The sequence below is a fragment of the Pantoea sp. GM01 genome, from assembly GCF_000282675.1.
Classification (GTDB): domain Bacteria; phylum Pseudomonadota; class Gammaproteobacteria; order Enterobacterales; family Enterobacteriaceae; genus Pantoea; species Pantoea nemavictus.
The window spans coordinates 67,574-85,230 of sequence record NZ_AKIU01000084.1; the positions used below are offsets into that span (position 1 = coordinate 67,574).

Here is a 17,657-nt window from a genome sequence, read left to right on the forward strand (position 1 = left end):
GCCCGTTGCCGGAAGCAATGTGAAGGAAAGAGTATGTTAAGCATTAAAGATTTGCAGGTTAGCGTTGAAGACAAAGAGATTTTGCGCGGTCTGAACCTTGAAGTGAAGCCGGGCGAAGTCCACGCCATCATGGGACCGAACGGTTCAGGTAAAAGTACCCTGTCTGCAACGCTGGCGGGTCGTGAAGATTACGAAGTCACTGGCGGTTCGGTCATGTTTAAAGGTAAAGACCTGCTGGAACTTGAGCCTGAAGAGCGTGCCGGTGAAGGCATCTTCATGGCGTTCCAGTATCCGGTAGAGATTCCGGGCGTCAGCAACCAGTTCTTCCTGCAGACTTCAGTCAACGCAGTACGTAAATACCGTGAGCAGGATCCGCTGGATCGTTTCGACTTCCAGGACTTTATCGAAGATAAAATCCAGCTGCTGAAGATGCCGGAAGATCTGCTGACCCGTTCAGTTAACGTCGGTTTCTCTGGCGGTGAGAAAAAGCGTAATGACATCCTGCAGATGGCGGCGCTGGAACCTGAGCTGTGTATCCTCGACGAAACTGACTCCGGTCTGGATATCGATGCGCTGAAAATCGTGGCAGAAGGCGTTAACAGCCTGCGCGACGGTAAGCGTTCATTCATTATTGTTACGCATTACCAGCGCATTCTGGATTACATCAAGCCAGACCACGTGCACGTGCTGTATCAGGGCAAGATCGTTAAGTCTGGCGATTTCTCACTGGTGAAACAGTTGGAGGAGCAAGGCTATGGCTGGCTTACCGACCAAGAGTGATAACGCCCTGCAGCAGTGGCACCACCTGTTTGAATCGCGCGGTGACGTGCGTTCGTTACAGGCGCAGCAGCACTGGCAGCAACTGATGCGTGTCGGCTTGCCGACGCGTAAGCACGAGAACTGGAAATACACGCCGCTTGATGGTCTGCTGGCGCAGCAGTTTGTTCTGCCGCAGCCGCAGGAAGTGAGCACTGAGCAGGTTGATGCGCTGGCATTGCCGATTGATGCAGTGCGCCTGGTGTTCGTTGATGGTCGTTTCCAGGCCGAGTTAAGCAGCCGTGATACTGGCCTGTTTGACATTCAACATGCGCAAGCTTCTGAGCGTCGTCCGCTGCCGGCACCGATTCAGCCGGAAGTGTTCCTGCATCTGACCGAAAGTTTGGCGGAAGAAGCCACAACCATTCGTCTGGCGCGTGGTAAATCAGCCGCTAAGCCACTTTACCTGCTGCACATTACCAGCGGGCAGGATGCAGGCACCAATACCGTGCATCATCGTCACCATCTGCAGCTGGAAGCCAGCGCAGAAGCGGAAGTGATTGAGCACTACGTAACATTGAATGATGTGGCGCACTTTACTGGCGCACGCTTCACGTTCGACGTAGCGGATAATGCCAAACTTCAGCACATCAAACTGTCATTTGAGAGCGAAAAGTCATATCACTTTGCGCACAATGATGTGGTGATGGGCCGTGACGCAAATGTGAGCACCACCAGCTTCCTGTTGGGTGCTGGCTTATCGCGTCACAATACCAGTGCACAGCTGAATGGCGAAAATACCAATCTGGCGATCAACAGCCTGTCTTTACCGGTGAATCAGGAAGTCTGCGATACCCGCAGCTATCTTGAGCACAATAAAGGCCACTGCATTAGCCGTCAGATGCACAAAGTCATCGCGCGCGACAAAGGCCGTGCGGTGTTTAACGGTATGATCAAAGTGGCACCTCACGCGCTGAAAACCGACGGCCAAATGACCAACAACAACCTGTTGCTGGGCCGTTTGGCGGAAGTGGACACCAAGCCGCAGCTGGAGATCTATGCTGATGACGTGAAGTGCAGCCACGGTGCGACCATTGGTCGTATTGATGAAGAGCAGATGTTCTATCTGCGCTCGCGCGGCATCGATGAGACCGCCGCACAGCGTATGATCATCCATGCATTTGCCGCTGAACTCACCGAAACGCTGGAGAATCCGGTACTGCGTCAGGTGGTGCTGCAGCGCATTGCCGCGCGTATCCCGGGAGTTGAGTCATGAGTTTCGATCTCGAACGCATCAGAGCGGAATTTCCGATTCTGAAACGTGAGGTCAACGGACATCCGCTGGCCTACCTTGATAGCGCGGCCAGCGCACAGCGCCCGCTCGCGGTCATCAATGCGGAAAGTTATTTCTATCAGCACGGCTATGCAGCCGTGCACCGCGGTATCCATTCGTTGAGCGCCCAGGCGACCACCGACATGGAGAACGTGCGTCATCAAGCGGCGCGTTTTCTTAATGCATCAACGCCTGAAGAGATCATCTTCGTCAAAGGCACCACTGAAGCCATCAATCTGGTGGCGAACAGCTGGGGTGGCAGTCAGTTGCAGCCGGGCGATAACATCATCGTCACCGAGATGGAGCATCACGCTAACATCGTGCCGTGGCAGATGGTGGCACAGCGTACTGGCGCAGAGATTCGCGTACTGCCGCTTAACGCGCAGGGTGAACTGGCGCTGGAGCAACTCAGCGGCTTAATCGACAGTCGTACCCGTTTGCTGGCGGTGACCCACGTTTCTAACGTGCTCGGCACGGTCAATCCGGTGAAAGCGATCGTTGCGCAGGCCAAAGCGGCTGGCGTGGTTACGCTGGTGGACGGCGCGCAGGCGGTGATGCATCACGCGGTGGATGTGCAGGATATCGACTGCGACTTCTACGCGTTCTCCGGCCATAAAATCTACGGTCCGACCGGTATTGGTGTGCTGTACGCGCGTAAAGCGCTGCAGGAGATCATGCCACCGTGGGAAGGCGGCGGTTCGATGATTTCTGAGGTTGTGTTGCCAACGGGCACAACCTGGAACACCACGCCGTGGCGCTTTGAAGCGGGTACGCCAAACACTGGCGGCATTATTGGTCTTGGCGCGGCGCTGACGTGGATTACTGAGTTAGGTTTGGATGCGATTCATCAGCGCGAGTCAATGCTGATGCGTTATGCGCTGGATAAACTGGCGTCAGTCCCGGATCTGGTGATTTATGGTCCGGAAAGTCGCAGTGGTGTGGTGGCCTTTAATCTCGGCAAGCATCATGCGTTTGATGTCGGCAGTTTCCTTGATCAATACGGTATTGCGATCCGCACCGGCCATCATTGCGCGATGCCGCTGATGCGTCATTACGCGGTGCCAGCCATGTGTCGTGCCTCCTTCGCGCTCTACAACACCGAAGAAGAAGCCGATCGCCTGGCCGCAGGTTTGACCCGTATTCATCGTCTGCTGGGCGGTTGAGCAGATTTCAGGAGTGATCCATGGCGAATTTGCCAGATAAAGAGAGACTGGTACGTAACTTTAACCGTTGCGCTAACTGGGAAGAGAAGTACCTCTACATCATTGAGCTCGGTGGGAAATTACCAGAATCCTCCGAAAGCTTACAGCAGCCTGAACACGTGATTTCAGGTTGTCAAAGCCAGGTGTGGATACGCATGACCCCGCAGGCTGATGGCACCATCGCCTTAGAAGGTGACAGCGATGCCGCCATCGTTAAGGGGTTGATTGCAGTGGTATTTAGTCTGTATCAAGGGCTTAAGGCGCCAGAGATTCTCGATCTCGATGTGCGTCACTGGTTCGGCGAATTAGCGCTGACCTCACACCTCACTCCCTCGCGTTCGCAGGGGCTTGAAGCAATGATCCGCGCGATCCGGCATAACGCTCAGACCCTCAGCTAAGTTACACTCTGCAGACCCCGGCTTGACCGGGGTCTGTTCTATCCGACAAAGAGAAAATTGCATGAAACCTGCCTTACGTTTAGCCGGTGCATTGCTGTTGTCCTGTTGCGGACTCTCTGCACCTGCATTTGCCACAGAATATCCCCTGCCAGCCGATAATAGCCGTTTAATTGGTGAAAATACCCTGACCCTTGTGCCGGATGACAAACGGCCGCTAGAAAGCATTGCAGCGCGTTATAAGATTGGCATGCTTGGCATGCTGGAAGCGAATCCCGGTGTTGACCCGTGGCTACCGAAAGCAGGTACGCAATTAACCGTACCGCTGCAGATGCTGCTACCCGATGCGCCCCGTGAAGGCATCGTGATTAACCTTGCTGAACTGCGTCTCTACTACTATCCAAAAGATGAAGATCGTGTCGTTGTGTATCCGATAGGAATTGGCCAGCTAGGTGCAATGACACCCACCATGGTGACCAGCATCAGCCAGAAAATCCCTAATCCTACCTGGACGCCAACCACCAATATCCGCAAGCGTTATGCCAAAGAGGGTATTACGTTGCCGGGCGTAGTACCGGCAGGGCCAGATAACCCAATGGGGCTGTTCGCCATGCGTCTGGCACGCGGAACGGGCCAGTATTTGATTCATGGCACCAACGCCGATTTTGGTATCGGCATGCGCGTGAGTTCCGGCTGCATTCGCCTGCGTCCTGATGACATTGAAGCCCTGTTTAACAGCGTGCCGAAAGGTACTCGCGTGCAGGTGATCAATCAGCCAGTCAAATACGCGATTGAGCCGGACGGAAAGCGTTACGTTGAAGTGCATCAGCCATTGTCACGTAATGACAAGGACGATCCGCAAACCATGCCCATAGCGCAGTCTGCGCAGCTTAAAGCTTTCACTCACAGCGCTAAGAGCGATACGGCGTTGATTAAGGAGGCGATAGTACGACGTTCAGGCATGCCGGTGTTAGTGAGCAGCGGAGAACCGGTAACGGATGAGAGCACATTGCCAGCGGAGCAGGGGAAGCGTGCTGAGCAAGCCAGCATTGATGAAGTGAAAAGTGCGAAAGCTCAACCCTGAATTCGGACCAGTGCAACGCAGAATCAGGGCAAAAAAAATGGTGCCACAAGGGCACCATTTTTCAAACCAGAACTCTTACTTACGGTAAGAGTGAGCCTGGTTGTCCAGACGCTGGTTAGCACGAGCTGCGTCATCTTTAGCAGCCTGAACGTCAGAACGGATTGCGTTCACGTCGTTGCTCAGCTGATCAACTTTAGCGTTCAGAGTCTGAACGTCTGAAGACAGTTGGTCAATTTTAGCGTTGCTTGAGCAACCAGCCAGCATAGTTGAAGCCAGGATTACCGCGCCCAGTACCAGTTTAGTACGATTCATTCTTTATACCCTCTAGATTGAGTTAATCTCCATGTAGCGTTACAAGTATTACACAAAGCTTTTTGAGTTGAGAATAAATTTTTGATGAGAACATGCTTAAATTTGATCGTTCGCTCAAAGAAACAGCATTTCGCAGAAGATGATGAAAATAATTAGCTAAAACAGAGAGATTTAATCGGACTAACCTTAATCATACGAGATTTTGAATAGTTAATTTCGATTGGAAATTTCCGATATTTGTATTACCCGATCAATAAAAAAAGCGCCTGGAAAAGGCGCTTTTTAAATAAAAATTCAGTTGCTAATCAGATGACATGTACGGAAGCGGTATTTGTCGTTCCGCTTGGTACTAATGCACCTGAAACCATTACCACAACATCGCCTTTCTGCGCATATCCGCTTTCCAGCGCCATTTCTTTACCAATGCGGTAGAAATCATCAGTTGAAGCAATTTCTTTCACCAGATGGGTTTCGATACCTTTGCTCAGAATCAGCTGGCGCGCAGTGGTTTCGTTGGTAGTCAGTGCCAAAATGGTGGCATCCGGGAAATATTTACGGATGGCTTTAGCTGATTTACCGCCTTCAGTGGCTACAACAATCAGTGGTGCTTCCAGTTTTTCTGCAGTCTCAACCGCACCGCGGCATACAGCTTCAGTGATGCGCAGTTTACGGGAATCCTGCAGTGAATCGATGCGAGATTTCATCACGCGATCGGTACGCTCACAGATGGTCGCCATGATGGTGACCGACTCCAGCGGATAACGGCCTTTTGCACTCTCACCAGACAACATCACCGCATCGGTGCCATCAAGGATGGCGTTGGCTACGTCGCCGGCTTCTGCGCGGGTAGGGCGTGGGTTCTTGATCATGGAATCCAGCATCTGCGTAGCGGTGATAACTACTTTGCGTGCTTTATTACACTTCTTGATCATCATCTTCTGCGCGAAGATCACTTCTTCTACCGGGATCTCAACGCCAAGGTCACCACGAGCAACCATGATGCCGTCAGATGCTTCGAGAATTTCGTCGAAGTTGTTCAGGCCTTCCTGATTTTCGATTTTTGAGATGATCTGGATGTGCTCGCCGCCGTTTGCCTTCAGATGCTCACGAATTTCCAGCACGTCAGAACGCTTACGGATAAAGGAGGCCGCAACGAAATCAACATTTTGCTCGCAACCAAAGATCAGGTCACGCTTGTCTTTTTCTGCCAGAGCAGGCAGCTGAATGGAGACGCCTGGCAGGTTAACGCCTTTGTTCTCGCCCAGGTCGCCGTTGTTCAGCACGTTACACACTACGGTGTTTTCAGTCACTTCAGTGACCTGCATACCAATCAAACCATCGTCGACCAGTACGGTGTTACCAATTTTCAAATCTTCAGTGAAACCGGCGTAGGTCACGGCAACGCGTTCGCTGTTACCAATCACGGATTGGTCGGTGGTGAACGTGAAGGTTTGTCCGGCTTTCAACGAAACATCGTTGCCGCCTTCCAGTTTCATGGTGCGAATTTCCGGACCTTTAGTGTCCAGCAGAATAGCGGCCTGACGACCGGTTTTTTCCATAACGGCACGCATATTCGTGATGCGTTGACCATGTTCAGCATAATCCCCGTGAGAGAAGTTCAGGCGCATTACGTTCATGCCTGCTTCCAGCAGTTGGGTCAGCATCTCTTCAGATTCGGTTTTTGGACCGATAGTACAAACGATTTTGGTCTTTTTCATGTCAGGTTTTCTATAAGTTGTGATGGATGATAAAGGTCGGGATTCGATGCACTGGGCACCGAAGTGAGAATATTTATGGTGTTGGAACGGATTTCACAGAAATAAGAATAGGAGACGAAAGCAAAGCGTGCAGAGAAGTTATGCAGTACGCGAGGGAACTGACCGAGCAGTGTTGCGCAAATCATTGGAGTTGTTTGCATAGGCACGTTAGCGCTGAAACCTTTCAGGTGGAACAACGCGGCATAGTATAGTCGCTAAGTATGCGAAAACCAATATAAAAGCGGCGTAAGAAAGACGATGCAGATCAAGAAAAGGATGTTGCGCAAGGAGATAAAACAGAGTGGTGCGCTCTAATGGACTCGAACCATCGACCCCCACCATGTCAAGGTGGTGCTCTAACCAACTGAGCTAAGAGCGCATTCAGGAAATTCAATAATTGGTGCGTCCGAGTGGACTCGAACCACCGACCCCCACCATGTCAAGGTGGTGCTCTAACCAACTGAGCTACGGACGCACTTGGTGCGCTCTAATGGACTCGAACCATCGACCCCCACCATGTCAAGGTGGTGCTCTAACCAACTGAGCTAAGAGCGCAACATGCTGTCAGGCGACAGCGGGGACGAATATTAACGGCAGGCCGTGAAGCTGGCAAGGGGAAAAAGTGTTTTTCCCCTACGACTGACCAGCAACTGTGCTATGCGTCGTTTTTTTAGCCGTTGCCTGCCAATTAATGTGCGTTCAGTCAGTTAGCGCGCGGCGCGCGCCAGGATCACCTGAGCGGGTAAGCGCTGCAAACGTCGGATACGCCAAATCATCATTACGGCCGCCGAGGTCAGGCCGATAATAAAGCCGCACCAGAAACCAGCTGGACCGAGTTTTGGCAGCACCCAATCGGTCATCGCCAGCACATAGCCCACCGGCAAACCCAATACCCAGTAGGCAATAAAGGTGATGAAGAAGATTGATCGCGTATCTTTATAGCCACGTAAAATACCGCTGCCAATCACCTGAATCGAATCCGAGAACTGATAGATCGCGGCCAGCAGCATCAGTTGCGCGGCCAGAGTTATCACTTCCGGATTAGCGGTATAGAGTCCGGCGATATCATGACGGAAAATCACGGTAAACAGCGCGGTGATCGCCGCCATACTGATGCCAACCCCTTGTCCGGTCCACGCGGCGACGCGCGCCTGTTCGGCCGAACCCTGGCCGAGTCGATAGCCAACGCGAATGGTGGTCGCCACGCCAAGCGACAGCGGCAACACAAACATCAAAGAGCTAAAGTTGAGCGCAATCTGGTGTCCAGCCACCTTCACAATGCCGAGCGGTGATACCAGCAGTGCTACCACAGCAAACAGCGTAACCTCAAAGAACAGCGCTAAAGCCACCGGCAATCCCAGCGTGAACAGCCGGGATAAAATGGCGCGAGAGGGTGGGGACCAGCGAGTTTTCATGCGAATATCGCGCATGCTTGCCATGCGTTTCACCCAGAAGCGCATCACAAGGAACATCACCCAATAGACTGAAGCCGTTGCCACACCGCAGCCCACGCCGCCTAAAGCCGGCATACCAAAATGGCCGTAAATGAACACATAGTTGAGCGGAATGTTCACCATCAGGCCGAGGAAACCCAACAGCATCGCCGGTTTAGTTTTCGACAGCCCTTCACACTGGTTGCGCATCACCTGGAACAGCAGGTAACCCGGCGCGCCCCACAGCAACGCATGCAGATATCCTTCAGCTTTGGCGGCCAATTCAGGATCGATATCATGCATGGTGTTAATCAGATAACCGGCGTTCCACAGCACCACCATGATTAATAGCGCGACACCCATTGCCATCCAGTATCCCTGGCGCACTTGTTCCGCGATACGCTCGCGTCGTCCCGATCCGTTGAGTTGCGCAACGGTAGGCGTCAAAGCCAGTAGAAGACCGTGACCAAACAGAATGGCGGGAAGCCAGATAGAGGTGCCGACAGCAACGGCGGCCATATCCGTGGCGCTTACCGCACCGGCCATAACAGTATCTACGAAACCCATCGCGGTCTGTGCCACCTGAGCAAGGATGACCGGGATCGCGAGGGCCAGCAATTGACGCGCTTCTGTAAAATACTTCTGCACGTAACACCTGCTTAATTAAAGAAGAGAGTGGGAGAAATCCCCATAGAATGCGCGGCATAGTGTAGCGGCAGCGTTGGCATCCGCCAAACGTTGATCGCATTTTGTTTAGCAATTTGTGTAAAGTTTGAACTCCGCCAAATTAAGCTGTGGCCGGTAAGCTGTGATAAACTGACGCAAACTTTGCAGAGGCTGAGATTATGTTTACTGGAATTGTGCAAGGCACGGCTGAAATTGTCGGCATTGAAGAAAAAGATCTGTTTCGTACGCATATTGTACGTTTGCCGGAAGAACTGTTACCCGGCCTGGCGTTGGGCGCATCGGTGGCGCACAACGGCTGCTGCCTGACGGTGACGGCGATTGATGGCGATCGTGTGAGTTTCGATCTGATCAAAGAAACGTTGCGCATTACCAACCTGGGTGAATTAAAGGTTGGTGACGTAGTGAATATTGAACGTGCGGCAAAGTTTAGTGATGAAATTGGCGGTCATTTAATGTCTGGTCATATTATGACCACGGCGGAAATCTGCAAAATTATCCAGTCAGAAAATAATCGCGAAATCTGGTTTAAATTACAGGACGCCACGCAGATCAAATATATTCTGCATAAAGGCTTTGTCGGCATCGATGGAATAAGTCTGACGGTGGGCGACGTCACTAAAAGCAAATTCTGTGTCCATCTGATTCCGGAAACGCTGGAGCGTACCACTCTGGGTGCGAAGAAGTTCGGGCAGAAGGTCAATATTGAAATTGATCCTCATACTCAGGCAATTGTGGAAACGGTTGAGCGTGTGCTGGCACAGCGTGAAGTGGCGGCTCTGGCGCAGGCTGATAACGCAGAATAGCGGTGATAAAAAAGGCGCCGAGCGGCGCCTTGATTGACTTAATAATCTTTATTAACGCGCAACGCGTAATCCGCCATCCTTGCCACGACTAAAGACTACCTGCCACAGCTGTATATCCCGCGCGCGAAACGCACCCGCGCAGGCATTGAGATAATAGTCGAACATCCGTTTGAAACGTTCGCCATAGTTCTCGGCTAACTGCGGCCATGCTGTCTGAAAACGTTCATACCAGGCCATTAACGTTGTATCGTAATCCGCGCCAAAATTATGCCAATCTTCCAGAACAAAATGTGGTTCACTGGCATCGGCAATTTGCCGCACCGACGGCAGGCAACCATTCGGGAATATATATTTATCAATCCATGGATCGACGTTCATATCCGTGGTGAGGGCACCAATGGTGTGCAGCAAAAATATGCCGTCTGGCTTGAGATTGCGATCGGCAACATCAAAATAAGTGGCATAGTTTTTCGGCCCGACGTGTTCAAACATCCCGACGGAAACAATACGATCATATTGATTATTGAGGTCGCGATAATCCTGCAACAAGATAGTGACATCTAACCCTTCGCAGCGTTGTTGTGCCAGTTTTTGCTGCTCGGCGGATATAGTGACACCCTGCACGGTTACCCCATAATGGCGTGCCGCATATTCTGCCAGACCACCCCAACCACAGCCGATATCCAACAATGTCATGCCTGGTTCAAGTTGCAACTTGCGACAAATCATATCCAGTTTTGCCTGCTGCGCGTTTTCCAGGGTGTCAGCCTCTTTCCAGTAGCCACATGAATATTGCATGTAGGGATCAAGCATCAATGTGAAGAGATCATTACCGAGATCATAATGTTCTTTACCGACAATCCAGGCTCGTTTCTTTGACTGCAAATTAGTGAGACGCGCTGCTGCAATACGCAACGTATCTTTAAAATGCCGTGGTAATTGTTTATCCAGATGGTGTTTTAATACGCGGTGGAAGAACATGTCGAGTTGTTCGCACTCCCACCAACCATCCATGTAACTTTCACCTAAACCGAGCGATCCTTCCTCAAGTACGCGTTTAAAAAAATCTGGATGCTTTACCTGAATATCCCAGGGACGAGTGCCATTAACTGCAATATCAGCGCGCTCTAGCAGTTCATTGACGATCCGAAACCAGTGGTTTTCTTCAAGGCTCACTTCTTCTATAACAGATGAACTCATAGCTTCTCCATCACCTTCCGATCTGAACCTGAGAAAAAGAATAGCCAATTTCCCAAGACCTGTGAGAGAACTCACGGAAAATCCGTGCGCCAGAAATCCGACGTTTTACAGAGGTATGAATTTGATGAGAAAACGTTGACGCAACACTGGAGTATCGTGCAGACGCCATCCCGCGACAGAGTCGCTAAAGGTATTACATTTATATTATTGATTTATAGCAGAAATACGGACCCACAGAGTATATGCTCACGTGGGTCAATATTCAACGGGTTATCGTTAGTTTGCTAACGATAATCGTTGCCTTACTGATTATCTTCGCAGGGACGGGAAGTGTGGGCAATATCACTTTGTGCGCTTATTGCGCGTTGGCAGATGAAGCCGACCCATGCCAAAACGACCGTTGCCACCATCACTAATGTGGTGTTGAACAGCGCCTTCTCCAGCCCGGCTGATACCAACAGGCTGGCGGCGAAGCATAAACCTAACTGGAAAAGATTCTGCAAACCCGCGGCTTTGCCGGTGGCATGCGGGAAGGGCGCTAATGCGCTGGCGACAACAATTGGGTAGATGGCGCCATTGGCCAATGCCATACCGCAGAAGGGCATTAACAACACAAACAGCGGGGCTGATGGCATCAGGGCAATCACAAACAGGCTCAGGATGCTCAGGCTATACACCACCAGCAACCACGGCAGTAGTTGTGCCCCCTGATAACGATTTAACATCGCCCGGCAGCCAAAGCCACCGATAAGGAAAGCAATGGTTTGAGGGATGTAACTCAGGCCAATATCGCCCGGCGTTAAACCCGCAGCGGCGAGAATAAAGGGCGAACCTGTCAACCAGGCAAAGAAACTCGCTGAACAAGCGGAGTAAATTAATACATTGCCGCTGTAAACGCGGGTGCCCAGCAAGGTTAACCAGCCAGGTTGTTGGCCACTGGTGACTTTTTCGCGTTTCACTGTCGTTAACTGCAGCGTACCAATCAGTAATAGCAGCGCGATCAGCGTAAGCGCGATGAAAATACTGCGCCAGTGGAAGTGGCTGATTAGCCACGCACCTAACAGCGGTGCCAGCGCTGGGGAGAGCGCAACCAGCGGCATAATGGTGGCAAAGACTTTGTTCGCTTTCGCTTTAGGATAGTGGTCCACCACCAGCGCTTGCCAGCTCACGGCTGCGGCGCAAACGCCAATCGCCTGTACAAAGCGCAGCGCCAGCATCAGGCGTACGTCAGTAACCCATAGCATCCCCAAACAACCGAGCGCGAAAATGGCCAGGCCGGCAAGAAGAATGGGCTTGCGACCGTAACGATCCGACAACGGCCCCCAAAAAACCTGCGCGCAAGCAAAGCCGCCGAGAAACAGGCTCAGGCTGGCGCTGATGGTGCCCGGCGCGCTAGCAAAATCACGCTGCATATCGCCAAAAGCAGGTAAATACATATCCGTGGCAAGAAAGCCGAGCATACTGAGCACGGCAAGGTAAGGCATAAATGCTTTAGACGACAACATGTTGATTCTCTTTTGGGCAGGTTGAACGGCGGGGAGTGTAAAAGGATGCAGCACGCTTTGTGAAACGCTAATATTTGCACAGTGCTGTTAAAATTTTTGAAGGCAAAATTATGTGGTCAGAATATGCACTTGAAGTGGTCGATGCCGTGGCGCGCACCGGTAGTTTTAGCGCAGCGGCGCAGGAGCTCCATCGCGTGCCCTCTGCCGTCAGCTATACGGTGCGTCAGCTTGAAACCTGGCTGGCGGTGCCGCTGTTCGAACGTCAACATCGCGAGGTGGTAATGACGCCGGCCGGTGAACATTTTGTGCGGGAGGGGCGGTCTGTTATCAAAAAAATGCTGGCAACGCGCAGGCAGTGCCAGCAGCTCGCCAATGGCTGGCGCGGTGAGTTAAGCATAGCCGTTGACTGCATTGTAAAACCGCAGCGCACGCGACAACTGGTAAAGGATTTCTATCGTCATTTTCCAGATATGGAGTTGATCATCAGCTTTGAGGTGTTCAATGGCGTGTGGGATGCCCTGGCTGACGGACGTGTTGATGTGGCGATTGGTGCCACTCAGGCGATCCCGGTCGGCGGGCGCTTTGCTTTTCAGGATATGGGCGCGCTTAACTGGCGCTGCGTGGTGAGCCCCGATCATCCTTTGGTCAACAGTGAACTGCTGGATGATGAAACGCTGCGTGCGTGGCCATCACTGGTGCTGGAAGACACCTCGCGTGCGCTGCCGCGTCGTATGACATGGACGCTGGATAATCAGCGGCGGCTGGTGGTGCCGGATTGGGAAACCGGGCTGGAGTGCCTGCAGGCGGGATTGTGCGTGGGAATGGTGCCGGGTCATCTGGCGCGGCCGCTGCTGAATAATCACCGGTTGGTAGAATTGCCGTTGCCGCAAGCCTTTCCGGATAGTCCGTGTTGCGTCAGCTGGGCTGAACAACGTGCGTCACCGGCACTGGAATGGTTACTGGTATATCTCGGGGATGCTGAAACGCTGAACCACGAATGGCTCAGCGAAGTCTCGGTTTAGCGGCGATAGTCGCGGAACGGGCCATCCGCCACTGAGCGACGCTCAATCAGCGTTGGCTGCACCTCAATGGTTTGCGGATCTTCGCGTTTGCTGGTGATGCGATCCAATAGCATTTCCAGCGCTTTTTCACCCAGTTCGGCTTTCGGCTGGTGCACGGTTGTCAGGGCTGGAGTGAAATAGCGCGCGTTGCGCACGTTGTCGTAACCAATTACCGAGATATCCTGTGGTACGCGTAAGCCCATCTCATCGGCGGCACAAATCGCGCCCATGGCCATGATGTCGCCTCCGCAGAATACGGCGGTTGGCCGCTGTTTCTGGTTTAAAATCTGCTGCATCGCCTGGTATCCTGATTCAGGTTCAAAATCGCCCTGAACCACCCATTCTGGACGTACCGCAATGCCCGCCTCGTTCATCGCCTGCAGGAAACCCGCGTGACGTCCGCCGCCGGTGTTGCGCTCCATCTGGCCGGGAATCGCGCCAATGTCGCGATGACCGCGTTCAATCAGATAACGCCCCGCGAGATAGCCACCCTGAAACGCGTTGTCCTGCACGGTATCGGTAAAATCACCGCGTGAAGCGCCCCAATCCATCACCACCATCGGGATATTGCGGTTCTCTTCCAGCATTTGCAGCAGATCGTCCGGATACTCAGAACACATCACCAGCAAACCATCGACGCGTTTTTGCGCCATCATTGACAGATAAGCGCGCTGTTTTTGCAAATCGTTGTGCGCGTTGCCGAGAATCAGCGTATAGCCGCGATCGAAGCAGTGATTTTCTACCGCTTCAATAATTTCGGCAAAGTAGGGCGCTTCGCTCGACGTTGCCAATAGGCCCAGAGTTTTGGTGTGATTCACTTTCAGACTACGCGCCACGGCACTTGGCGAGTAATGCAATTCTTTGATCGCTTCCCATACGGCGTTACGCGTCTCTTCCGCAACGAAACGCGTTTTGTTGATGACATGCGAAACCGTGGTGGTTGAAACACCGGCGCGCTTCGCGACATCTTTAATTGTTGCCATGAAAATGGTACTCCTGGGATTATCGCAACTTACTGATAAGTATATTGTTAAACGTTTGCGTCTGCTAATGCTTTTACAGCCCAAAAAGCGGGCGAAATGGGGGTGTTTAGCAGGCGAAATCACTTCATCATGCTGTAAATACAGCAGGCGCGAAATCTGTTGCGCAACGAAAGGCGGCGATTCTAGCAAGCTAGCGCGGATAACACGAGATTTTTGCCCACTGCTGTGCGAAAATCGCTTTAACCCTAAAGATTGTGTGACTAAGGAGGCGTGATGAATACTGATTTGAAGCTGGCGCTAATGACGACGGTTGGCGCACTGTTAATGATTATCGCATTCAGCTTTACCGCGATCATGCATTAATAAAAAAGCCGGAGCTGTTAACAGCATCCGGCTTTTTTATTGGCGTTGCGCAACCGCTAGCGAATGGTTTTTGGCGTCATCATACGACGCGCGCCTACATAGTGTTTCTGCCAGTAATCCTCACCTAATGCACTAATCTGAATATCTTTGCCCGTGCGCGGTGACTGAATGAATTTGCCATTGCCGAGATAAACACCGACATGATCGGCGGTGCCGCGATTGTTGATGCGGAAGAACACCAGATCCCCTTTCTCGAGCATTTCACGCTTTATCGGTGCCGCATCGCGCAGGTGATACATTTCATTGGCGGTGCGCGGGAATTTGAACTTTACCAGGTCTTTATAGGCGTACCACACCAGGCCGCTGCAATCGAAGCCGGTGTGAGGTGAGGTACCGCCCCACTGATAGGGTTTGCCAAGCTGGCCCATTAATTTGGTCATCGCCGTCTCACGCGCTTTTTGATAGCGCTGACGATGTGCTTTGCTCATTTTGATGCCGGTAAGCGCTATGGCTTCATCATCAACGTCAATCGCAGATGACTTTTTCGCCAGGCGTTGATGACCGTATTTCTTACCGGAGAGTTTCAGCGAGGATTTTTTGCTGGTGGTTTTGTGCAGCGCGGTTTCTGTCGGTGTCTGTTTTTTGAGTTTGAATTTTTGGACGGCAGTCAGGCGCGATTTTTTAGTTGTGGTTTTCACCGGACGTCGTTTGCGGCGCTCGTCTTCACGTGCGCTCTTTTTCTCTGCTTTTAACGTACTGGCGTTAACGGGCGCATGCGGAGATGCAGCGGCCACATTAAAGAACAGTTGGGCTAAAGCCAGTATGAAAAGCGTAATCAGTAGACGCATAATCCGGTTACAGGTTAAGCAGGCTGAATGAAAACAGACTGCGGCAAAGTGAGAGAAATCTGATCAAGTGACCAGCGCCGAGGCAATTCTAATCCACTTTTTTTGCAAAAGGTAAGGCCTTTTTCCATTAATATGTTACCAGATTGATTCTGTAGCAAAAATGAGCTATTTCAGCTGCTTAACGCAGCGAAACTATTGCTAATTATTAATTTATTAATGCCAATTAATGATATGAAAATGTTATTTGTTATGCATGAACTTAACAAACATGGCGATTAACCCGCGCAAACACAAAATCCCGTTTTCAGTACGGGAGCGAAATCGCTACAATAAACAAACACGAAGTGAAGGATTAAGGAAGGCAATAATGAGTACTGTTGAAAAAATTCAGCGTCAGATCGCAGAAAACCCGATCTTGCTGTACATGAAAGGTTCTCCAAAGCTGCCAAGCTGCGGCTTCTCGGCGCAAGCGGTGCAGGCGCTGTCAGCCTGTGGCGAGCGTTTCGCGTACGTGGACATCCTGCAAAACCCCGATATCCGCGCTGAAATGCCAAAGTACGCTAACTGGCCGACCTTCCCGCAGTTGTGGGTTGACGGTGAACTGGTTGGCGGCTGCGACATCATCGTTGAGATGTTCCAGCGCGGCGAACTTCAGCCGCTGCTGAAAGAGACCGCAGAGAAGTATAAAGAAGCGGAATAATGCAGAAGGCCGACAACGTTGTCGGCCTTTTCTTTGACTATTCAGCAGACGCGTCGTCTGCAGACTCCTCATTGAAGGCCAGGGGCCAGCCGCCGAGACGCTTCCAGCGATTTACCAGCTCACAGAACAGCGTGGCCGTCTGTTCGGTGTCATACAGCGCCGAATGCGCTTGCGTACTGTCAAAATCCATCCCCGCCGCTTTACACGCCTTAGCCAACACCGTTTGTCCCAGCACTAAGCCGCTTAATGCCGCGGTATCAAAAGTGGCAAAAGGGTGGAACGGATTGCGCTTCAGGCTGGCACGTTCAGCAGCCGCCATGACGAAGTTGAGATCGAAGGTGGCATTGTGCGCCACGATAATCGCGCGATTGCAGCCGCTATCTTTAGTGCCTTTGCGCACCATTTTAAAAATGGCATGCAGGGCTTCATATTCGCTGACCGCGCCGCGCAGCGGATTGGTCGGATCGATCCCAGTAAACGCCAGTGCCGCAGGATTAAGAATGGCACCTTCAAACGGTTCTACGTGGAAATGCAGCGTTTCATCACGATGTAACCAGCCGTCTTCGTCCATTTTTAGCGTTGTGGCGGCAATCTCTAGCAAGGCATCGGTTTGCGCGTTAAAACCGGCTGTTTCGACGTCGATCACGACAGGATAAAAACCACGGAAGCGTTGGTGGAGAGCGTTTAAAGCGTTCGATTCAGACATCAGGATCTCATGGCAATAAATAGGGCAGCGCGCATTATGGCAAAAATTGCAGGAGGGTGCAGCAGGAGAGGGAAATCAGCCCGCAAATAAGCAGGCTGACAATCGGCATTAGTTGCCGAGGCCGTGACCGGCATGTTTGTTTTCGATCAGCTCAATTTTGTAGCCGTCTGGATCTTCAACAAAAGCAATAATAGTGGAACCCCCTTTCACCGGGCCCGCTTCACGCGTGACGTTGCCGCCCGCGCTGCGGATGCGCTCGCAGGTGTCCGCTACATTGTCCACGCCCAGCGCGATATGACCGTAAGCATTGCCAAGATCGTATTTGTCCACGCCCCAGTTGTAGGTCAGCTCAATCACCGCGCCTTCACTCTCTTCGGTGTAGCCCACGAAAGCCAGGGTGTATTTGTATTCGGTGTTTTCGCTCTGACGCAGCACGCGCATGCCCAGCACACGGGTGTAAAAATCGATGGAACGTTGCAAATCGCCAACGCGTAACATGGTGTGAAGTAAACGCATAACATCCTCTTTT

18 protein-coding genes and 3 tRNA genes are annotated in these 17,657 nt (G+C 51.9%); 9 read left to right on the plus strand and 12 right to left on the minus strand.

Annotation, left to right across the window (positions count from 1 at the left end; translation table 11 throughout):
- The first annotated feature begins 33 nt into the window (after positions 1-33).
- From sufC to PMI17_RS21370, 5 genes are all read left to right on the plus strand, one after another.
- Complete coding sequence (sufC, locus tag PMI17_RS21350; protein ID WP_007892722.1) at positions 34-780, plus strand: Fe-S cluster assembly ATPase SufC; 747 nt, start codon at positions 34-36, stop codon at positions 778-780.
- A complete protein-coding gene (sufD, locus tag PMI17_RS21355) occupies positions 755-2,032 on the plus strand; it encodes a Fe-S cluster assembly protein SufD (protein WP_007892724.1) in 1,278 nt (425 codons plus the stop codon). The genes sufC and sufD overlap by 26 nt, the downstream gene beginning before the upstream one ends.
- Positions 2,029-3,252, plus strand: coding sequence for a cysteine desulfurase SufS (sufS, locus tag PMI17_RS21360; RefSeq protein ID WP_007892727.1), 1,224 nt, complete (start codon positions 2,029-2,031; stop codon positions 3,250-3,252). The genes sufD and sufS overlap by 4 nt, the downstream gene beginning before the upstream one ends.
- Positions 3,253-3,272: 20 nt before the next feature.
- Entirely contained in the window at positions 3,273-3,689 is a 417-nt protein-coding gene (gene sufE / locus PMI17_RS21365; protein ID WP_007892732.1) for a cysteine desulfuration protein SufE, read from the plus strand.
- Positions 3,690-3,750: 61 nt separating this feature from the next.
- Entirely contained in the window at positions 3,751-4,770 is a 1,020-nt protein-coding gene (locus PMI17_RS21370; protein WP_007892734.1) for a L,D-transpeptidase family protein, read from the plus strand.
- Between the two features lie 75 nt (positions 4,771-4,845).
- On the opposite strand, the gene PMI17_RS21375 is transcribed toward PMI17_RS21370, so the two are convergent.
- From PMI17_RS21375 to PMI17_RS21400, 6 genes are all read right to left on the minus strand, one after another.
- Positions 4,846-5,082, minus strand: coding sequence for a major outer membrane lipoprotein (locus tag PMI17_RS21375; RefSeq protein ID WP_007892735.1), 237 nt, complete (start codon positions 5,080-5,082; stop codon positions 4,846-4,848).
- Positions 5,083-5,387: 305 nt separating this feature from the next.
- Complete coding sequence (gene pykF, locus PMI17_RS21380) at positions 5,388-6,800, minus strand: pyruvate kinase PykF (RefSeq protein ID WP_007892737.1); 1,413 nt, start codon at positions 6,798-6,800, stop codon at positions 5,388-5,390.
- 341 nt (positions 6,801-7,141) lie between these two features.
- A tRNA-Val gene (locus PMI17_RS21385) sits at positions 7,142-7,218 on the minus strand.
- Positions 7,219-7,237: 19 nt separating this feature from the next.
- Positions 7,238-7,314: transfer RNA gene (locus tag PMI17_RS21390), tRNA-Val, on the minus strand.
- A 3-nt stretch (positions 7,315-7,317) separates the two neighbouring features.
- Positions 7,318-7,394 (minus strand) — tRNA-Val (locus tag PMI17_RS21395).
- Between the two features lie 152 nt (positions 7,395-7,546).
- A complete protein-coding gene (locus PMI17_RS21400; protein WP_007892739.1) occupies positions 7,547-8,920 on the minus strand; it encodes an MATE family efflux transporter in 1,374 nt (457 codons plus the stop codon).
- A gap of 197 nt (positions 8,921-9,117) precedes the next feature.
- On the opposite strand from PMI17_RS21400, the gene PMI17_RS21405 reads away from it, so the two are divergent.
- Positions 9,118-9,762 (plus strand): riboflavin synthase, encoded by a 645-nt coding sequence (locus PMI17_RS21405; RefSeq protein WP_007892747.1) that lies wholly within the window; start codon positions 9,118-9,120, stop codon positions 9,760-9,762.
- A gap of 51 nt (positions 9,763-9,813) precedes the next feature.
- Here PMI17_RS21405 and cfa read toward each other — a convergent pair whose 3' ends face one another.
- On the minus strand, positions 9,814-10,962 hold the full coding sequence (cfa, locus tag PMI17_RS21410) for a cyclopropane fatty acyl phospholipid synthase (protein ID WP_007892752.1): 1,149 nt from the start codon (positions 10,960-10,962) through the stop codon (positions 9,814-9,816).
- Between the two features lie 302 nt (positions 10,963-11,264).
- Positions 11,265-12,467 carry a purine nucleoside transporter PunC gene (gene punC, locus PMI17_RS21415; protein ID WP_007892753.1) on the minus strand — a complete coding sequence of 401 codons (1,203 nt, stop codon included), beginning with the start codon at positions 12,465-12,467 and terminating at the stop codon, positions 11,265-11,267.
- 110 nt (positions 12,468-12,577) lie between these two features.
- On the opposite strand from punC, the gene punR reads away from it, so the two are divergent.
- Entirely contained in the window at positions 12,578-13,489 is a 912-nt protein-coding gene (gene punR, locus PMI17_RS21420) for a DNA-binding transcriptional activator PunR (RefSeq protein ID WP_007892754.1), read from the plus strand.
- On the opposite strand, the gene purR is transcribed toward punR, so the two are convergent.
- Complete coding sequence (purR, locus tag PMI17_RS21425; protein ID WP_007892755.1) at positions 13,486-14,511, minus strand: HTH-type transcriptional repressor PurR; 1,026 nt, start codon at positions 14,509-14,511, stop codon at positions 13,486-13,488. The genes punR and purR overlap by 4 nt on opposite strands.
- 273 nt (positions 14,512-14,784) lie before the next feature.
- On the opposite strand from purR, the gene PMI17_RS25435 reads away from it, so the two are divergent.
- Entirely contained in the window at positions 14,785-14,874 is a 90-nt protein-coding gene (locus PMI17_RS25435) for a YnhF family membrane protein (protein ID WP_007892756.1), read from the plus strand.
- Between the two features lie 56 nt (positions 14,875-14,930).
- Here PMI17_RS25435 and PMI17_RS21430 read toward each other — a convergent pair whose 3' ends face one another.
- Positions 14,931-15,722, minus strand: a complete 792-nt coding sequence (locus PMI17_RS21430) for a C40 family peptidase (protein WP_007892758.1) — start codon at positions 15,720-15,722, stop codon at positions 14,931-14,933.
- A 364-nt stretch (positions 15,723-16,086) separates the two neighbouring features.
- Between PMI17_RS21430 and PMI17_RS21435 the strand changes: the two genes are divergently transcribed.
- On the plus strand, positions 16,087-16,422 hold the full coding sequence (locus PMI17_RS21435; protein WP_175501675.1) for a Grx4 family monothiol glutaredoxin: 336 nt from the start codon (positions 16,087-16,089) through the stop codon (positions 16,420-16,422).
- 37 nt (positions 16,423-16,459) lie between these two features.
- Here PMI17_RS21435 and rnt read toward each other — a convergent pair whose 3' ends face one another.
- The gene (rnt, locus tag PMI17_RS21440) at positions 16,460-17,128 is read right to left on the minus strand and encodes a ribonuclease T (RefSeq protein WP_007892764.1); all 669 of its coding nucleotides are present in this window, start codon (positions 17,126-17,128) and stop codon (positions 16,460-16,462) included.
- Positions 17,129-17,236: 108 nt separating this feature from the next.
- Complete coding sequence (gene gloA, locus PMI17_RS21445) at positions 17,237-17,644, minus strand: lactoylglutathione lyase (protein ID WP_007892766.1); 408 nt, start codon at positions 17,642-17,644, stop codon at positions 17,237-17,239.
- Positions 17,645-17,657: the final 13 nt, after the last annotated feature.